14 protein-coding genes are annotated in these 15,020 nt (G+C 40.3%); 8 read left to right on the top strand and 6 right to left on the bottom strand.

The window, feature by feature from the left end; all coding sequences use genetic code 11:
• The first annotated feature begins 71 nt into the window (after positions 1-71).
• Positions 72-1,310, top strand: a complete 1,239-nt coding sequence (locus I4Q58_RS02535; protein WP_203293385.1) for an MDR family MFS transporter — start codon at positions 72-74, stop codon at positions 1,308-1,310.
• Between the two features lie 304 nt (positions 1,311-1,614).
• On the opposite strand, the gene I4Q58_RS02540 is transcribed toward I4Q58_RS02535, so the two are convergent.
• Positions 1,615-2,058: an Lrp/AsnC family transcriptional regulator gene (locus I4Q58_RS02540; RefSeq protein ID WP_203293387.1), complete on the bottom strand. Its 444-nt coding sequence runs from the start codon at positions 2,056-2,058 to the stop codon at positions 1,615-1,617.
• A gap of 129 nt (positions 2,059-2,187) precedes the next feature.
• Between I4Q58_RS02540 and I4Q58_RS02545 the strand changes: the two genes are divergently transcribed.
• The 4 genes from I4Q58_RS02545 (at position 2,188) to ligD (I4Q58_RS02560) (ending at position 5,074) form a co-directional block, all read left to right on the top strand.
• Positions 2,188-2,583: a hypothetical protein gene (locus tag I4Q58_RS02545; RefSeq protein ID WP_203293389.1), complete on the top strand. Its 396-nt coding sequence runs from the start codon at positions 2,188-2,190 to the stop codon at positions 2,581-2,583.
• 84 nt (positions 2,584-2,667) lie between these two features.
• Positions 2,668-3,264: a DNA polymerase ligase N-terminal domain-containing protein gene (locus tag I4Q58_RS02550; RefSeq protein WP_203293391.1), complete on the top strand. Its 597-nt coding sequence runs from the start codon at positions 2,668-2,670 to the stop codon at positions 3,262-3,264.
• Positions 3,261-4,268 (top strand): non-homologous end-joining DNA ligase, encoded by a 1,008-nt coding sequence (ligD, locus tag I4Q58_RS02555; RefSeq protein WP_203293393.1) that lies wholly within the window; start codon positions 3,261-3,263, stop codon positions 4,266-4,268. The genes I4Q58_RS02550 and ligD (I4Q58_RS02555) overlap by 4 nt, the downstream gene beginning before the upstream one ends.
• Positions 4,265-5,074, top strand: coding sequence for a non-homologous end-joining DNA ligase (gene ligD / locus I4Q58_RS02560; protein WP_203293396.1), 810 nt, complete (start codon positions 4,265-4,267; stop codon positions 5,072-5,074). Before ligD (I4Q58_RS02555) ends, ligD (I4Q58_RS02560) begins: the two co-directional genes overlap by 4 nt.
• Here the strand turns inward: ligD (I4Q58_RS02560) and I4Q58_RS02565 are convergent.
• The 3 genes from I4Q58_RS02565 to I4Q58_RS02575 all read right to left on the bottom strand — a co-directional run bounded on the left by I4Q58_RS02565 (position 5,060) and on the right by I4Q58_RS02575 (position 11,291).
• Positions 5,060-6,601 (bottom strand): alanine/glycine:cation symporter family protein, encoded by a 1,542-nt coding sequence (locus tag I4Q58_RS02565; protein ID WP_203293398.1) that lies wholly within the window; start codon positions 6,599-6,601, stop codon positions 5,060-5,062. The genes ligD (I4Q58_RS02560) and I4Q58_RS02565 overlap by 15 nt on opposite strands.
• 96 nt (positions 6,602-6,697) lie before the next feature.
• Complete coding sequence (locus tag I4Q58_RS02570) at positions 6,698-7,822, bottom strand: helix-turn-helix transcriptional regulator (protein ID WP_236002802.1); 1,125 nt, start codon at positions 7,820-7,822, stop codon at positions 6,698-6,700.
• Between the two features lie 37 nt (positions 7,823-7,859).
• Positions 7,860-11,291: a methylmalonyl-CoA mutase family protein gene (locus tag I4Q58_RS02575; RefSeq protein WP_203293400.1), complete on the bottom strand. Its 3,432-nt coding sequence runs from the start codon at positions 11,289-11,291 to the stop codon at positions 7,860-7,862.
• A gap of 157 nt (positions 11,292-11,448) precedes the next feature.
• Here I4Q58_RS02575 and I4Q58_RS02580 point away from each other — a divergent pair, with 157 nt between their 5' ends.
• From I4Q58_RS02580 to I4Q58_RS15755, 3 genes are all read left to right on the top strand, one after another.
• Positions 11,449-12,348, top strand: a complete 900-nt coding sequence (locus I4Q58_RS02580) for a T9SS type A sorting domain-containing protein (RefSeq protein WP_203293402.1) — start codon at positions 11,449-11,451, stop codon at positions 12,346-12,348.
• Between the two features lie 78 nt (positions 12,349-12,426).
• Positions 12,427-13,134 carry a DUF4197 domain-containing protein gene (locus I4Q58_RS02585; RefSeq protein ID WP_203293404.1) on the top strand — a complete coding sequence of 236 codons (708 nt, stop codon included), beginning with the start codon at positions 12,427-12,429 and terminating at the stop codon, positions 13,132-13,134.
• Between the two features lie 127 nt (positions 13,135-13,261).
• On the top strand, positions 13,262-13,447 hold the full coding sequence (locus I4Q58_RS15755) for a Lacal_2735 family protein (RefSeq protein WP_203293406.1): 186 nt from the start codon (positions 13,262-13,264) through the stop codon (positions 13,445-13,447).
• Here I4Q58_RS15755 and I4Q58_RS02595 read toward each other — a convergent pair.
• Together I4Q58_RS02595 and pyrF are read right to left on the bottom strand one after the other, a co-directional pair.
• Positions 13,436-14,218 (bottom strand): ABC transporter substrate-binding protein, encoded by a 783-nt coding sequence (locus I4Q58_RS02595; protein ID WP_203293408.1) that lies wholly within the window; start codon positions 14,216-14,218, stop codon positions 13,436-13,438. The two genes, I4Q58_RS15755 and I4Q58_RS02595, sit on opposite strands and share 12 nt — an antisense overlap.
• Positions 14,208-15,020, bottom strand: coding sequence for an orotidine-5'-phosphate decarboxylase (gene pyrF / locus I4Q58_RS02600; protein ID WP_203293410.1), 813 nt, complete (start codon positions 15,018-15,020; stop codon positions 14,208-14,210). Before pyrF ends, I4Q58_RS02595 begins: the two co-directional genes overlap by 11 nt.

Here is a 15,020-nt window from a genome sequence, read left to right on the forward strand (position 1 = left end):
GAAACATAACAACAATCAATAGTAAAACGTCCCGATCAACATCGGGACGTTTTATTTTTATATACCATCAGATGAAAACGCTGTACCTACAATACCTGAGGAATTTTGAAGGCCTATCGAAGGAAATCTGGCTCTTATCGCTTATTACCTTTATCAATCGTGCGGGTGCGATGGTCATCCCTTTTCTATCGTTGTATTTGGTGAATGCGAAAGGTTTTACGCTACCTCAGGTGGGATGGATAATGAGTGCCTTCGGACTAGGTTCTTTACTAGGCACCTATGTTGGCGGTCGGCTAACCGACACGATCGGATTTTATAAGGTCATTACGGTAAGTCTCTTTTTAGGAGGTATTGGGTTTATCCTATTACAATTCATCGATAGCTTCTATGGCTTCTGTTTAGGCATCTTTGCGCTCATTTTTGCAGCCGATGCGTATCGACCGGCCATTTTTGTTGCTTGTGAAGCGTATAGTAAGCCAGGAAATGTTACGAGAAGCATTACCCTTATCCGATTGGCCATTAATTTGGGGTTTTCAATTGGGCCGCTTATCGGAGGAATAATTATCGCTAGCATCAGTTATCGCTCCTTATTTTGGATAGACGGTATTACCTGTGTTTTAGCAGCTGCAGTATTATTCTTTACGTTGAAGCCAAAAAAGATTGTTCAGGAAGAAACTGTGAAACCAATAGCAAAGGAAGGAGTACCGCCGACGCGAAATCCTTTATTCCTATTGTTTATTTTTATCATGATCGCAAATACCGCTGCGTTTGTACAGTATTTTTCGGTAGTTCCACTTTATTATGAAAAGGAATATTTGCTCACAGAAGATTTGATCGGCTGGCTGCTGTTTCTGAATGGAGCGCTTATAGTTTTATTTGAAATGCCATTGGTAGGTTGGCTTGATAGACGAAATATCTCGAAGACGAAAGCGACGCTGTGGGGTATTTTACTATTGGCAGCTAGTTTTTGGGTCCTTAACCTTGGCCATACAGTATGGCTATTAATTCTAGGGATGATTCTTATGACATTGGGAGAGATGATAGGTTCACCATTCTCTAATGCTTTGGCACTAGAAATGGCTCCGAAGGGAAGAAAAGGAAGTTATATGGGGTTGTATAGCATGAGCTTTTCGGTATCTCATATGGTAGGCCACTCGAGCGGGATGAATCTTGCCGATGGCTATGGGTTCGACAGTACGTGGACGATGCTTTCGTTATTTTTGGTAGGAATCGCAGGTATTACGTTTTGGCTTCATATATTGTTGAAGCGAAAATCTACACCAACTGAGAACTACTTATCCAAAGGCTGATCGTTGTTGCTTTTTTCTCGGATCGGTTCCGGTTGCTGTTGAAGTGCTCGTTTTTGGCGTCTAGATAGCAGAACGGAATCTAAACAAGATAATATTAATCCAATTCCTGAAATTAAACAGATTATTCTTATAAGCGTTCCGCCGATAAGATCTAACCCTGAAAAGCCTAGTAAGGCAGTTACTGCTGTTAATATTAAAAAATGAAGTGTATAATTTTTCATGATAATACGATCTTTTCATGCAATATAGAAAAGGATGCGGCCTATCATTATTAAGGAACTCCCAATTAAAATTCCTTTAACGACTAGGAAACTGGGCGAATTTCATTGTTGGCCACCACGTGAGACAGCACTATCTGTGTCTTACACTCCCCATACACTATTAATTGATCGATAAAACTCTCTAGATGTTGACGATTCTTTAACACCACTTCCATCACGATATTTTCATTCCCCGTTATACGGTAGCAGTTTAGCACCTCATTATAGGTCTGTACCTTTTCCAAGAATGGTTTCAATTTCCCCATAAAGGCTCGAATAGTAATAATTGCCTTAAGCTGATAACCGCATTCAAACGGAGAAACTACCGTTCTATATCCATGAATAAGTCCCGCATCTTCCATCTTTTTAATTCTTTCCGAAACCGCTGGGCTACTTATCCCTACCTTTCGACCAATAGCCGCATTGGATAGCCGAGCATTTTCTTGAATTAAATGAAGGATTTTCTGATTTATAGTGTCAATATTCATTTTAAATATTTTAAGCTAAAATAACATTATTTTTAAAGTAAAATCAAATATTTGCTTTAATTTCATTAGTTGAAATGTATTTCCACTTAGTAAATTTGGAATACGAATTTTACAATACCCCAAGCTACAATGGTACCGCCATTTCCAAACAAATTACCGCATTCGCCTGTGCTTCAGAAGGCTCAGGAAATATTTACATTGTCACGAAATATTTCCCACTATTTTGTTGATGATTTAGCCCCATTGCGTGCCGATGGCACCGAAGATCCCGATATTTATTTTAGTGGCGATATCGTTCAACAATCGGAATCGTTGGCGCCGGAAATTATGAAAGCGGAAAACCATCCCTTTGCCGAGGCAAAACACCGGCATGCTGCTTCCGTTGCGCGACTTACCAATATGTTATATCGCAATTGTGAACGTTTGGAACGCTCGAACACCAACGGGAAAGAGTTTGTTCGATTATTACGCGATGAGTTGAAAAAGTTTCGTCGCTTACAGCGTACGTGGACGCTTACACTTTAAAATTCCCTTTTTCTTTACATTTTTTAAAACGTCCTTAACAGCCTAACCTCCTATTTGTATGTACCTTCTCCCTAAAAATTTAGCATGGGGAAAGATGACTACACCAATAAACGCGACTTCAATAAAACGAAAGAGCCAAAGGGAGGTTTGAAAAAAGGAAATCCTGACACACCCGTGTTCGTAATTCAAAAGCATGATGCTACCAATCTTCACTACGATTTCCGTTTAGAAATTGACGGCACGTTGAAGTCATGGTCGGTACCCAAAGGCCCCAGCACCGATCCTTCAGTAAAAAGGATGGCAATTCCAACAGAAGATCATCCCTTAGAATATGCCGATTTCGAAGGAACAATTCCGGAAGGTGAATATGGTGGTGGAACTGTCATGATTTGGGACCGTGGGACTTTTAAAAATATCAAAAAGAATGATGAAGGTGAAGAAATTGACTTATTGAAGTCGTACGATATGGGTACTGTTGAAATTTCCCTTCAGGGTGAAAAATTGAAAGGAGCCTATGCATTGATTAAGATGAAGAGTGGCAATATGAAAGGAAACTGGCTCCTGATAAAACAAGATGACGAAGAAGCGGATGCCAGACGAAATCCAACTAGTACTCAAAATAAAAGTGTGGTTAGTAACCGAACCATGAAACAAATTGAAAAAGAAGATTCCGCCAAATGAAGTCGCTAAAACAAATACTTTCAGAAAAAGCATATACCAGATGTGAGTCAAAATCTTTCCCTGGCTTTGTTTCGCCTATGTTAGCCACTTTGACCGATGATTATTTCGACGATGAAGATTGGATCTACGAACGAAAATTGGACGGAGTTCGTACCTTAATCACACTGAAAGATGGCGTTGCTACCTTATGGTCACGAAATGAAAAGCAGCTTTCCAACAGTTATCCAGAAATTAAGGAGGCCTTTGAAAATGCAAAATTACCAAACCTAATTATTGACGGTGAAATAGTTGCTTTTGAAGGAAATGTAACGAGCTTTAGCAAGTTGCAGAATAGAATGCAGATCAGCGACCCCGAAAAAGCGCAAAATACGGGAGTGAAGGTCTCTATCTACATTTTCGATATTCTCTATTACGATTCATACGACCTCACTGAGCTTTCACTACTGAACCGAAAAAAGGTACTTCGAGAGGTCATGCCGTTCGATGATCCTATTCGGTATACTTCCCATAGGAAAAAAGATGGAATCGAATTTCATAAGGAAGCCTGCAAAAAAGGATGGGAAGGAATTATCGCTAAGGACAGTCAAGCTACCTATGTCCATTCGCGAAGCAAGAAATGGTTGAAGTTTAAATGTAGTAAAGGTCAGGAATTGGTCATTGGTGGTTTTACGGAACCCGAAGGAGAGCGCGTTGGTTTTGGTGCCATGTTGGTAGGCTATTATGAAGAAGATGCGCTTCACTATGCAGGCAAGGTAGGAACCGGTTTCGATGATGCGTTTCTTCAGAAATGGCGAAAAAAGTTTGATGCTATTAGCCGAAAAACGAGTCCGTTTGAAAATTTCGACGAAGACAATCAAGGGAAAAACCATTGGATTACTCCGAAGTATGTAGGTGAATTCGGCTTCACCGAATGGACGAATAGCAACAAATTACGACACCCGCGATTTTTGGGAATGCGGAAAGATAAAGCAGCAAAGGAAGTAACCAAAGAAGAACCAACATGAAAATAGCTGGCGTAGAAATATCACATCCCGATAAAATTCTTTTTCCAACGAAAGAAATCACCAAAGCCGATATGGTGAAGTATTACGCTTCCATAGCCGATAAAATGCTTCCCTATTTGAAGGGTAGACCACTAACCTTACGACGCTTTCCCGATGGTGTTGATACTGATGGATTCTACCAAAAGAACGCATCGGATTACTTTCCCGATTTTATTAAAACCGTACAGATAGAAACGAAAGAAGGCAGTAACACACAAGTATACTGCAATTCAAAAAAGAGTTTGATTTATTTGGCAAATCAAGGGACTATTTCCTTTCACATCTGGCTATCGAAACGCGACAAGCCGGAAAAACCAGATAAGGTGGTTTTCGATTTAGATCCACCTGCCAATAGTTTTGATAAGGTGAAAAAAGCTGCCAAAAAAATAGGAGACTTTCTAAAAGATAATGGCAAAGACCCAAATTTAATGACCACCGGGAAAAGTGGCTTTCATATTTGGTATACCGAGCGCCGCACGCAAACCTTCGATGAACGACGAGAAACCATTAAAGCCTTAGCCGATGAAATGGAACAGGCCTTCCCAGAATTGCTTACCACTGCAACGCGGAAAAACAAACGGAATGGAAAAATTTTTATCGATTACCTTCGCAACGCCTATGGCCAAACGAGTGTCTGTCCCTATTCGATTCGAGCAACTTCGGAAGCTGGTATCGCCACACCGATTGGCTGGGATGAACTTTCAAAAATAGAAAGTGCTTCACATTATAATTTTGAGAACATTCAACGACGCTTAGGACAGCTTTGATATTCCTTTGATTACATTTTTATATCGAGATAGTTCTTCCCACACCTTCTTCCTCAAAAGAAACAGTCCGATCATATTGGGAACAAGCATAGCAAAAATCATCGCATCGCTAAAATCGGTAACTGCGCCCAACGTTGCTGCAGCGCCGACAACAGTAAAGCAACAGAATATAATTTTATAGGTGTATTCGGTTTTTTTACTTCTACCAAACAAATAACTCCATGCCTGATATCCATAATATGACCAAGAAATCATAGAAGAAAACGCAAAAAGGATTACGGCAAAAGACAGTAAGTATGGAAACCAAGAAATTCCCGTTTCTAAGGCTGTAGCCGTTAAGACCACTCCCTCTTCATCACTAAGCTGAGCCCCCACTTCTAATTGTCCGGTAATGATGAGCACCAATGCTGTCATGGTACAAATTACTACGGTATCGATAAAAGGTTCCAATAGCGCTACAAGACCTTCACTCGCTGGGTATTTGGTTTTTACGGCGCTGTGTGCTATTGAGGCGGAACCAATTCCTGCCTCATTGCTAAAGGCTGCTCTTTTAAAGCCTTGGATAAGCACTCCGATAAATCCGCCCACTATTCCTTGAGGGTTAAAGGCACCATTCCAAATTTCCGCAAAGGCATTAGGAATCTGTTCATAGTTTAAGGAGAGAACCGTCACGCTAGCCAAAATATACATGACCACCATCGCGGGTACAACCTTGTCGGTTACTTTGGCAATTTTCTTTATGCCACCAATAATAACGACCCCGACAAAAATGGCCATGATCACTCCGAAGATCCATCCCTTCCCACTAATAAAACTGTTTTCGCCTCCCGTCACATATTCGAAAAGCTGAAATGCCTGATTCACTTGAAACATGTTGCCACCCCCAAACGAACCGCCAATACACATTATGGCGAAAACAATGGCTAAGAGTTTCCCTAACTTTTTTAGTCCCTTTTCCGATAGCCCTTTGCTTAAATAGTACATCGGACCGCCAAAAATTGTCCCGTTGGCGTTTACTTCGCGATATTTCACACCAAGGGTACATTCTACAAATTTTGAAGACATTCCAAGTAATCCGACTAAAACCATCCAAAAGGTAGCGCCTGGTCCGCCGATGGAAAGTGCGATGGCTACTCCAGCAATATTGCCGAGACCGACCGTAGCAGAAACCGCAGCCGTTAATGCTTGAAAATGACTGACCTCTCCTTCACCCTCTACCCGAATCGTGTCCGGATTGTCGCCTTCAACAGTAGCGACACTAGTAGACGCTTCAACCTGTTCATTTTTTTCAAATTCATCGTAATCGCCCTTCACCACTTTTATGGCTGTTAAAAAATGTCTGAAATTGACAAATTTGAAATAAAGGGTAAAAAAGCCAGCCCCTAGAATTAATACGATCAGTACCCAGGGAATCCCTACTTCATCAGTAATGGGTATTTCAGCAAAAATACTATCGACAAACCAACCGGTGGCTGCATCGAACGCTTGATTTATTTTTTCATCTAAGGTAAGTTCTTGAGTAACCATGGAGAAAGTATTTGTTTTCCGCCAAATTCTTTCAAAACGATCACAAAGAAAAGGTTAACCACTGCTTTAAATTTTCAACCCCTATGGTTAACCATACTATTTTTGATTCTTTTCGGAAGTGATGGAATCGGTCAGTTTATTTTTGTGGGCGAAGGCGATAAGCTGCTGTTTTCCGCCTGTTCCACTGATATTGAGGATTTTCTTTATTTGATGAATATGTGTTTGAAATCCATCCAGACTGATGTTCATTTCCGCAGCAATTTCAGGATAAGATTTCTCCTTTCCATACACACCGAGATATCCCAATACCTCCTTTTGACGATCGCTAAGTACTACTTTTGAACTTTCCTTCAGCTCAGTAAGCTCTTTTTTCATAGTTGCAATCGTATCTAAATGGCTTTCGGAACTAAGCTTAACGCGTTTTAATTCTTCTGATAGCGCATTATTTTCTTTTGTCAATTTTATGGCAAGTGATTGCTGGGCTTCCGTTTCTGATAAAAACTTCCAACTGTATAGTAAAATGGAGAATAGTAGAATAAATAGGAATTTAAAGGAAATAGCGGTGATACTGCCGGCCATGGCCCAAAATCGTTGGTCAATAACTTGAACAGCCCTGTCTTGTGGAATAATTCGATATGAAATGGCAATCAGTATCAATGCAAATAGTGAAAGCGTTGGCAGATACATAAATTTCATATTTCGGTCTGCGAATGCCTTGTTCAGTTCACTTAGCAGCGCAAGCGCTACCAATACTGAAATGGGAATATCGATCAACCATATAAAATTGTTGCTAATTTCAGCATTGTTATAGGAAGTTGCTATAAATACAAAAGCAATCATCCCCAAAACCGCGCAATAGATTCCTATAAATTCACGGGTGGTGAAACGCTGTACGGTTCGAACCAAAATATTTCGAGGTCGGTTATGCTCGATAGAGGGTAAGGACAAAATAATGAAGAGTGAATTCGCTAGCGATATAAAGACACCCCAATAAATAATAAGTTGAGAATGCTCAGGAACGTTCCAAACCGTTACCAGTAGGAAATTTACGAATGCTCCAATTCCCCAGGAAAATATAGCGAGGCCAAACCATTTAATTCCATCAATTGATTTCGCATCGACCGTTCGTCGCCCTTCTTTTTTAAAGATACGCTGTATGATAACTGCCGATAAGAGGCAAACAATAGCAGTAACCGAATATTCAATGGTGGAAAGCAACATCGTGTTTTGCACTAAAGATATTGAAAAATACCTTCCATTACATATTCCGACGGTACTGCCCTCCTACTTCAAATAAAGCTTCGGTAATCTGGCCTAAGGAGCAAACTTTAGTAGCCTCCATCAGCTTTTCAAACATGTTTTCATTCTGAATCGCGGCGTCTTGTACACTTTCCAGGGCTTCTTTCGCCCTACTCTTATAGGCTTTATGCAACTTCTGAAGGGTTTCAATCTGCGATTTCTTTTCTTCCTCTGTTGCTCGAATAACCTCTTTTGGCTGAATCGTTGGCGAGCCTTTGCTGCTTAAGAAAGTATTCACTCCAATAATCGGATATTCACCTGTATGCTTTAAGGTTTCATAGTGAAGACTTTCCTCCTGAATCTTACTGCGTTGGTACATGGTTTCCATCGCACCTAACACACCACCTCTTTCGGTAAGCCTATCGAATTCCTTCAATACGGCTTCTTCAACCAAATCGGTCAGTTCTTCAATAATAAAACTACCCTGAATTGGATTTTCATTCTTCGCCAGTCCGAGTTCTTTGTTGATAATCAACTGAATGGCCATCGCTCGGCGTACACTTTCCTCTGTCGGTGTTGTAATCGCCTCATCATACGCATTGGTGTGAAGCGAATTGCAGTTATCGTAAATCGCATACAAGGCCTGAAGCGTAGTTCGGATGTCGTTGAAATCGATTTCCTGTGCGTGAAGCGAACGACCAGAGGTTTGAATATGATATTTTAACATCTGAGCCCTAGAGTTCGCACCATATTTATCGCGCATGGCTTTCGACCAAATTTTTCGTGCTACGCGTCCGATAACCGAATATTCGGGATCAACTCCATTACTAAAAAAGAACGAAAGGTTTGGTCCGAATTTATTGATATCCATTCCTCTGCTCAAGTAATACTCTACATAGGTAAAGCCATTGGCCAAGGTGAAGGCTAATTGCGTAATCGGGTTGGCGCCCGCTTCCGCAATATGATAGCCACTAATGGATACGGAATAGAAATTCCGTACTTTCTGTTCAATAAAATATTCCTGCACATCACCCATCAATCGCAAGGCGAACTCTGTTGAGAAAATACAGGTATTCTGTGCTTGATCTTCCTTCAGGATATCGGCCTGTACCGTACCCCGAACCTGTTTCAAGGTTTCGGCTTTAATTTTCGCATACACTTCGGAAGGAAGCACCTGATCGCCGGTAACGCCGAGTAGCATCAACCCGAGACCATTGTTTCCTTCGGGCAATTCCCCAAGGTATTGTGGTCGTTCCAGATCGTTTTCAGCATAGATTTCCTTGATTTTGTCTTCCACTTCATCCTCCAAACCGTTTTCCTTGATATACTTTTCACAGTTTTGGTCGATAGCAGCATTCATAAAAAAGCCTAATAGCATCGGCGCCGGTCCGTTAATTGTCATACTAACGGATGTAAGCGGATCGCTAAGATCAAATCCAGAATACAGTTTTTTAGCATCATCCAAACAGCAAATGCTTACGCCAGCATTTCCAATTTTTCCATAGATATCGGGACGATGATCCGGATCGTTACCATAAAGCGTTACACTGTCAAAAGCTGTTGAAAGTCGCTTAGCCGGCATGTCTAAACTAACATAGTGAAACCGTCGGTTGGTTCGTTCCGGTCCGCCTTCACCCGCAAACATACGAGTTGGATCTTCACCTTGACGTTTGAAGGGATACAAGCCTGCGGTATATGGAAACTCACCGGGAACATTTTCCTGTAGGGTCCATTTCAGAATATCGCCCCAGCCTTGATATTTAGGAAGGGAAACCTTTGGAATCTGACTATGGGAAAGCGATTCTGTATGGGTATCTATCTTGATTTCCTTATCGCGTACTTTGAAGGTATATACGGAATCGTTATAGCGTTGCACTTTTTCGTCCCAACCGATAATAACCTCCCAGTTGTAGGGGTCGAGGTCCATTTTTACACGGTCGAATTCCTTTTTTAATAAGGAAAGTAATTCTTCGTTCTTTTCAGAACTGGCCGCTTCGAGACTCTCTTCATCGATACCATTTTGGGTTAGTGCTATTTTAGTATTCGAAACCGTTTCCATGGTTTTGAAGATACCGTACAGCTTTTGGGCCGTTTCGGCTTGTTCAGCAGCTTTTTTATCGTAGTGACGGTTATTTTCTGAAATTTCTGAAAGGTAACGTGTTCTTGCAGGAGGAATTACAAATACCTTTTCAGACATTTCGTCTGAAATGGTGTAGGTACTATTTAAATCTGTCTTTGTCTTTTCAGCAATAAGATCCATCACCGACTTATACAGTTGGTTCATTCCAGGATCGTTAAATTGTGAAGCGATGGTTCCGAAGATAGGGAGGTCATCGTCTGAAGTCTCCCAAAGTTGATGATTACGTTTATATTGTTTTTTTACATCACGAAGCGCATCCTTTGCACCGCGCTTATCGAATTTATTGATGGCAACAAGATCTGCAAAATCGAGCATATCGATTTTTTCCAATTGTGTTGCGGCACCAAATTCAGGCGTCATAACATACAAGGAAACGTCGCTATGGTCCAGAATTTCGGTATCGCTTTGTCCGATACCTGACGTTTCGAGAATAATTAGGTCATAATCGGCCGCCTTCAGCACTTCAACGGCTTCTTGAACGTGTTTCGAAAGCGCGAGGTTACTTTGTCGCGTAGCGAGGCTTCGCATATAAACTCTTGGAGAATTAATAGCGTTCATACGAATACGATCGCCTAGCAATGCACCACCTGTTTTTCTTTTTGAAGGGTCTACGGAGATCAGTCCGATGGTTTTTTCAGGAAAGTCGATTAAAAATCGTCTTACGAGCTCATCAACTAATGATGATTTACCAGCACCTCCTGTACCCGTGATACCAAGTACGGGAATACTTTTCTTTTTGTTTTCATTATGTATTTTATCAAGCGCATCTTTTATCGTTTCAGGGAAATTTTCTGCAGCCGAGATCATTCGGGCGATGGCATTAGGCCGTTTTTCCTTAAGTTGAGATACTTCACCGTTTACACCTTCACCTATAGGAAAGTCGGCCGTTTTCACCAAATCGTTGATCATTCCCTGAAGCCCCATTTCGCGTCCGTCATCGGGAGAATAGATTCGTGTTATTCCATACTTGTGTAATTCCTCAATCTCTTCCGGAAGAATGACGCCTCCTCCGCCACCAAAAATCTTGATATGACTAGCACCCTTTTCCTTAAGCAAATCATACATATATTTAAAATATTCATTATGACCGCCTTGATAGCTTGTCATTGCGATGGCATTAGCATCTTCTTGAATGGCTGTATTTACAACCTCTTCCACGCTTCGATCGTGACCGAGATGTATTACCTCAACTCCAGTTGCTTGAATAATTCGGCGCATAATATTGATGGCGGCATCGTGGCCATCGAATAGTGATGCAGCAGTTACGATTCGCACTTTATTCGTAGGCTTATAGGGTGTTTCTTGCTTCATTTCAAAATATATTCTAGGGATGCAAATTTACGGAAAAAGAGATGAAGTCCGATTAAACCTAAGAAATATCAATTTTAAAAAAAGATTTCATAGTTATGCTTATTATCCATATTTTTGTATATTGCATAGTCATATAATCAATAAAAAACTACTTATTATGAGAAAATTTTACTTACTAGCAGTATTTGCGCTAGGTTTGGCATTTTCTGCCGAAGCACAATTCACAGATGATATCGAGGCATATTCTACTGGACCGTTGTTTACACCACGTTGGACAACTTGGACTGGGGATAATGATGGTGCTCAAAATGCAATCGTATCTACAGACCAAGCATTATCTGGATCTCAATCTATTTTCATAGGGCCAAGTTCAGGTGGACAGGATGCTATCTTAGATTTCCAAGGTGCTGCTCCTAATGGTTCAGGTGTTTGGACTTCTTTATGGTGGATGTACGTGCCAACTGGTAACTCTGCTTATTTTAACGTTCAAGGTAACGTTACACCGAGTGCGAATGATAACCTTCAATTTCTTTCAGGCGACATTTACCTAAATGAAGCAAATGGAAATCCTGGCGGTGGAACAGACTCTAATGGAGGAGGTACTTTTAGCTTCCCTCATGACGCGTGGTTTACTGTTAAGATTGTTGTGGATACGGATGCTGAAACTTATCAGTTAACTGTAGATGGCAACGAAGTTCCTGAAGTTGGATATAGCAACGCATCCGATGGATTCGCTGGTATCGACTTTTTCGCTGCTGAAGGCGTTACTACCTATTATGTAGATGATGTTCAGTTGGCAGAAGGAGAACTTGGAGCTGACAGCTTCGCTTCTAATGTATTCAGCGTATATCCTAACCCAGTAAAAGACTTCTTGACAATTGAGTCTTCTGAGGTTGTTGATAATGTTGTTGTTTATGATGTACTTGGAAAAGCTGTTTTACAAGCTAGCCCAGACCGTATCTCTCCAAAAATCGATATGAGCGGACTTTCTTCTGGTGCCTATATGGTGAAGGTTACTATTGGAAATGCTTCTAAAACTATCAAAGTTCTTAAATAAGAGATACTTTTTATTTTATTGGAAAGGCCCTTCATTTAGAAGGGCTTTTCTTATTTTTAAAACATAAACTTTTCCACGATGAAACGAATTACTATCCTTTTTCTGTCTATTTCACTTTTCTCGTGCACCGAACTTCAGCAAGTAGTGAACAACCTCCCGAATACTGGCGGAATCGGAACGGACCCTACGATGATTGCAAATGGTTTACGGCAAGCCCTTGATTTCGGAATCGACAAACAAGTGTCTAAGCTCACGAAGACAGATGGCTTCTATAAAAACCAATTAGTTAAAATTCTTCTACCTGAAGAACTTCAAAAAGTAGATCGAGCTTTACGTGATATCGGACTGGCGAGTTTAGCTGATGAGGGCCTAAAATTAATGAACCGAGCAGCAGAAGATGCCGTAAAGGAAGCAACACCCATATTTGTTGCAGCTGTAAAGGATATTACCTTCAATGATGCTAAGAATATTTTATTAGGGCCAAACAACGCAGCCACTAGCTACTTGGAAAACAAAACTGACAATGCTCTCTACGCAAAATTTAATCCCGTTATCCAAAATTCATTTTCAAAAGTTGGCGCCGATCAAATCTGGACAGAGATTATTAGTAGGTATAACGCTATTCCATTTGTAAATCAAGTAAATCCAGATTTAACAGACTATGTCACTAACCAAGCACTTAAAGGTGTTTATACAATGATCGCTGTTGAAGAAAAACGTATCCGTGATAATATTTCCGCACGCACCACACCCCTTCTTAAACAAGTCTTTGCGCTACAAGACTAAAATTTTTATAGGTTTTTAGGGATTAACACCCTTTACTATCAATAGATTATGATTGTATTAACCAAATGTTAGGACAATACTAAGCATATGTCCATTACTTTTGTAAATGGACTAATGCTAAAGGATTATGTTTGAATTATTTCACAAGAAAACAAAATTCGAAAAATTAAAGGCTAAATATTCGCAACTGATGCGTAGATCGTTCAATTTAGCGATAACGGACAAAAAAGAAAGTGATCGAATACATGAAGAAGCGAAAAAAGTCTTTGAAGATATAAAAGCCTTTTCCGAACTTGAGAAATCAAGTGCGTAATTTCTTTTGTAACGTCCAAAAGTAGTCGAAAGCTTTACGTAACCGACTACCATACCAACTAAAATACTCTCCGTCCACCAAAGCTACTTTTCTATCAATTTTAGACTCTAGATCTATTTTATCCTGCACTTTGAAAGGATAGGGCTCTGTAGAAAGTAATACAATATCTGCCTGCCGTAAACAATGTGTGGAAATTTCAGGATATCGATGTGCAAGAATGATGTTATCAAATTTGTTTAGCTGAAGTAAATAATCTATAAAAGTGTCTTTTCCTGCAGCCATATATGGCTTTTTCCAGATAAGGTATGCTACTTTTAGGGTTGAAAAATTTTTCATCTTTAAAGTAAAATTTGCTACCACTGATTGAATAGTTTCGCGAATGCTTGAAGCTTCACTTTGCCTAGAAAATAAAGTGCCAAATACATCTATCATTTCTAAACAGTCGGCTATTGAAGCAATATCGCTTACATATACGGGAGCTATTGCATCGCAGGATTCAACTATTTCCTCTGTGTTTTCTTCCTTATTGGCAATGATTATATCTGGTGATAAGGCTTTGATTTTTTCAACCGAAATAATCTTGGTTCCACCAACGACAGTCTTTAACCTCCGAAGATTATGTGGGTGTACGCAAAATTTGGTCACTCCCACCAACTGGTCTTCAAGGCCTAAATCTACCACAAGCTCGGTAATAGATGGCACCAAAGAAACGATTCGTAGTGGCGGTTTGGAAATAGTTATCGGCCTTCCTAGTTGGTCCTTATAAAGCATTTAGAAAAGGCTTCATTTGCTGTTGTAGCTTTTGAGCTTCTATTCTTGAAGCAGTGGCAAAATCCTTATCATTCGCAGCATAAATTATACCGCGTGAAGAATTTATGAGCAAGCCAATTTCTTTGTTTAGACCATATTTACAAACGTCCTCTAAACTTCCTCCTTGAGCCCCCACTCCTGGTACTAATAAAAAGCTGTCGGGCACAATATTTCTAATCTTTTTGAAATAGGAAGGTTTGGTAGCGCCAACCACATACATCAATTGCTCTGAATTGGCATAGGATTGTGAAACTTCTAGCACTCTTTCGTACAATTCTGGAGCATCACCAGTTTGAAAATCGGATGATCCGGCATTCGATGTTAGCGCTAGTAAAATTGTAAACTTATCCTTGAATGCAAGGAAAGGCTCCACTGAATCTCGCCCCATATACGGTGCTACTGTAATAGAATCGAATCCTAAGTCATCAAAAAAGGCTGTTGCGTAACGGGAAGCCGTATTTCCAATATCGCCGCGTTTCGCATCCGCTATTGTAAAGATTTCCGGATGGTGTTTACTGAGATAGTGAATTGTCTTTTGTAACGCCTGCCAACCTTTTACCCCATATGCTTCATAGAAAGCTATATTCGGTTTGTAAGCAACTGTAAATTCATGTGTGGCATCGATGATTGCTTTATTAAAACTAAAGATAGGATCTTCTTCCTCTAGCAGATGAGAAGGAATTTTTGCTAGGTCGACATCCAATCCTATGCATAAAAAGGATTCTTTACGTTTAATTTCTGAAATCAGGGAATTTCGATTCAT

Source organism: Luteirhabdus pelagi (assembly GCF_016827595.1).
GTDB lineage: Bacteria > Bacteroidota > Bacteroidia > Flavobacteriales > Flavobacteriaceae > Luteirhabdus > Luteirhabdus pelagi.

Bases quoted from the DNA above. Each gene is read 5' to 3' on its own strand.
- I4Q58_RS02595 (WP_203293408.1), bottom strand. From the start codon at position 14,218: ATGCTTTATAAGGACCAACTAGGAAGGCCGATAACTATTTCCAAACCG.
- ligD (WP_203293393.1), top strand. From the start codon at position 3,261: ATGAAGTCGCTAAAACAAATACTTTCAGAAAAAGCATATACCAGATGT.
- I4Q58_RS02570 (WP_236002802.1), bottom strand. From the start codon at position 7,822: ATGTTGCTTTCCACCATTGAATATTCGGTTACTGCTATTGTTTGCCTC.
- I4Q58_RS02535 (WP_203293385.1), top strand. From the start codon at position 72: ATGAAAACGCTGTACCTACAATACCTGAGGAATTTTGAAGGCCTATCG.
- pyrF (WP_203293410.1), bottom strand. From the start codon at position 15,020: ATGAATCGAAATTCCCTGATTTCAGAAATTAAACGTAAAGAATCCTTT.
- ligD (WP_203293396.1), top strand. From the start codon at position 4,265: ATGAAAATAGCTGGCGTAGAAATATCACATCCCGATAAAATTCTTTTT.
- I4Q58_RS02565 (WP_203293398.1), bottom strand. From the start codon at position 6,601: ATGGTTACTCAAGAACTTACCTTAGATGAAAAAATAAATCAAGCGTTC.
- I4Q58_RS02540 (WP_203293387.1), bottom strand. From the start codon at position 2,058: ATGAATATTGACACTATAAATCAGAAAATCCTTCATTTAATTCAAGAA.
- I4Q58_RS02575 (WP_203293400.1), bottom strand. From the start codon at position 11,291: ATGAAGCAAGAAACACCCTATAAGCCTACGAATAAAGTGCGAATCGTA.
- I4Q58_RS02585 (WP_203293404.1), top strand. From the start codon at position 12,427: ATGAAACGAATTACTATCCTTTTTCTGTCTATTTCACTTTTCTCGTGC.
- I4Q58_RS02580 (WP_203293402.1), top strand. From the start codon at position 11,449: ATGAGAAAATTTTACTTACTAGCAGTATTTGCGCTAGGTTTGGCATTT.
- I4Q58_RS02550 (WP_203293391.1), top strand. From the start codon at position 2,668: ATGGGGAAAGATGACTACACCAATAAACGCGACTTCAATAAAACGAAA.
- I4Q58_RS15755 (WP_203293406.1), top strand. From the start codon at position 13,262: ATGTTTGAATTATTTCACAAGAAAACAAAATTCGAAAAATTAAAGGCT.
- I4Q58_RS02545 (WP_203293389.1), top strand. From the start codon at position 2,188: ATGGTACCGCCATTTCCAAACAAATTACCGCATTCGCCTGTGCTTCAG.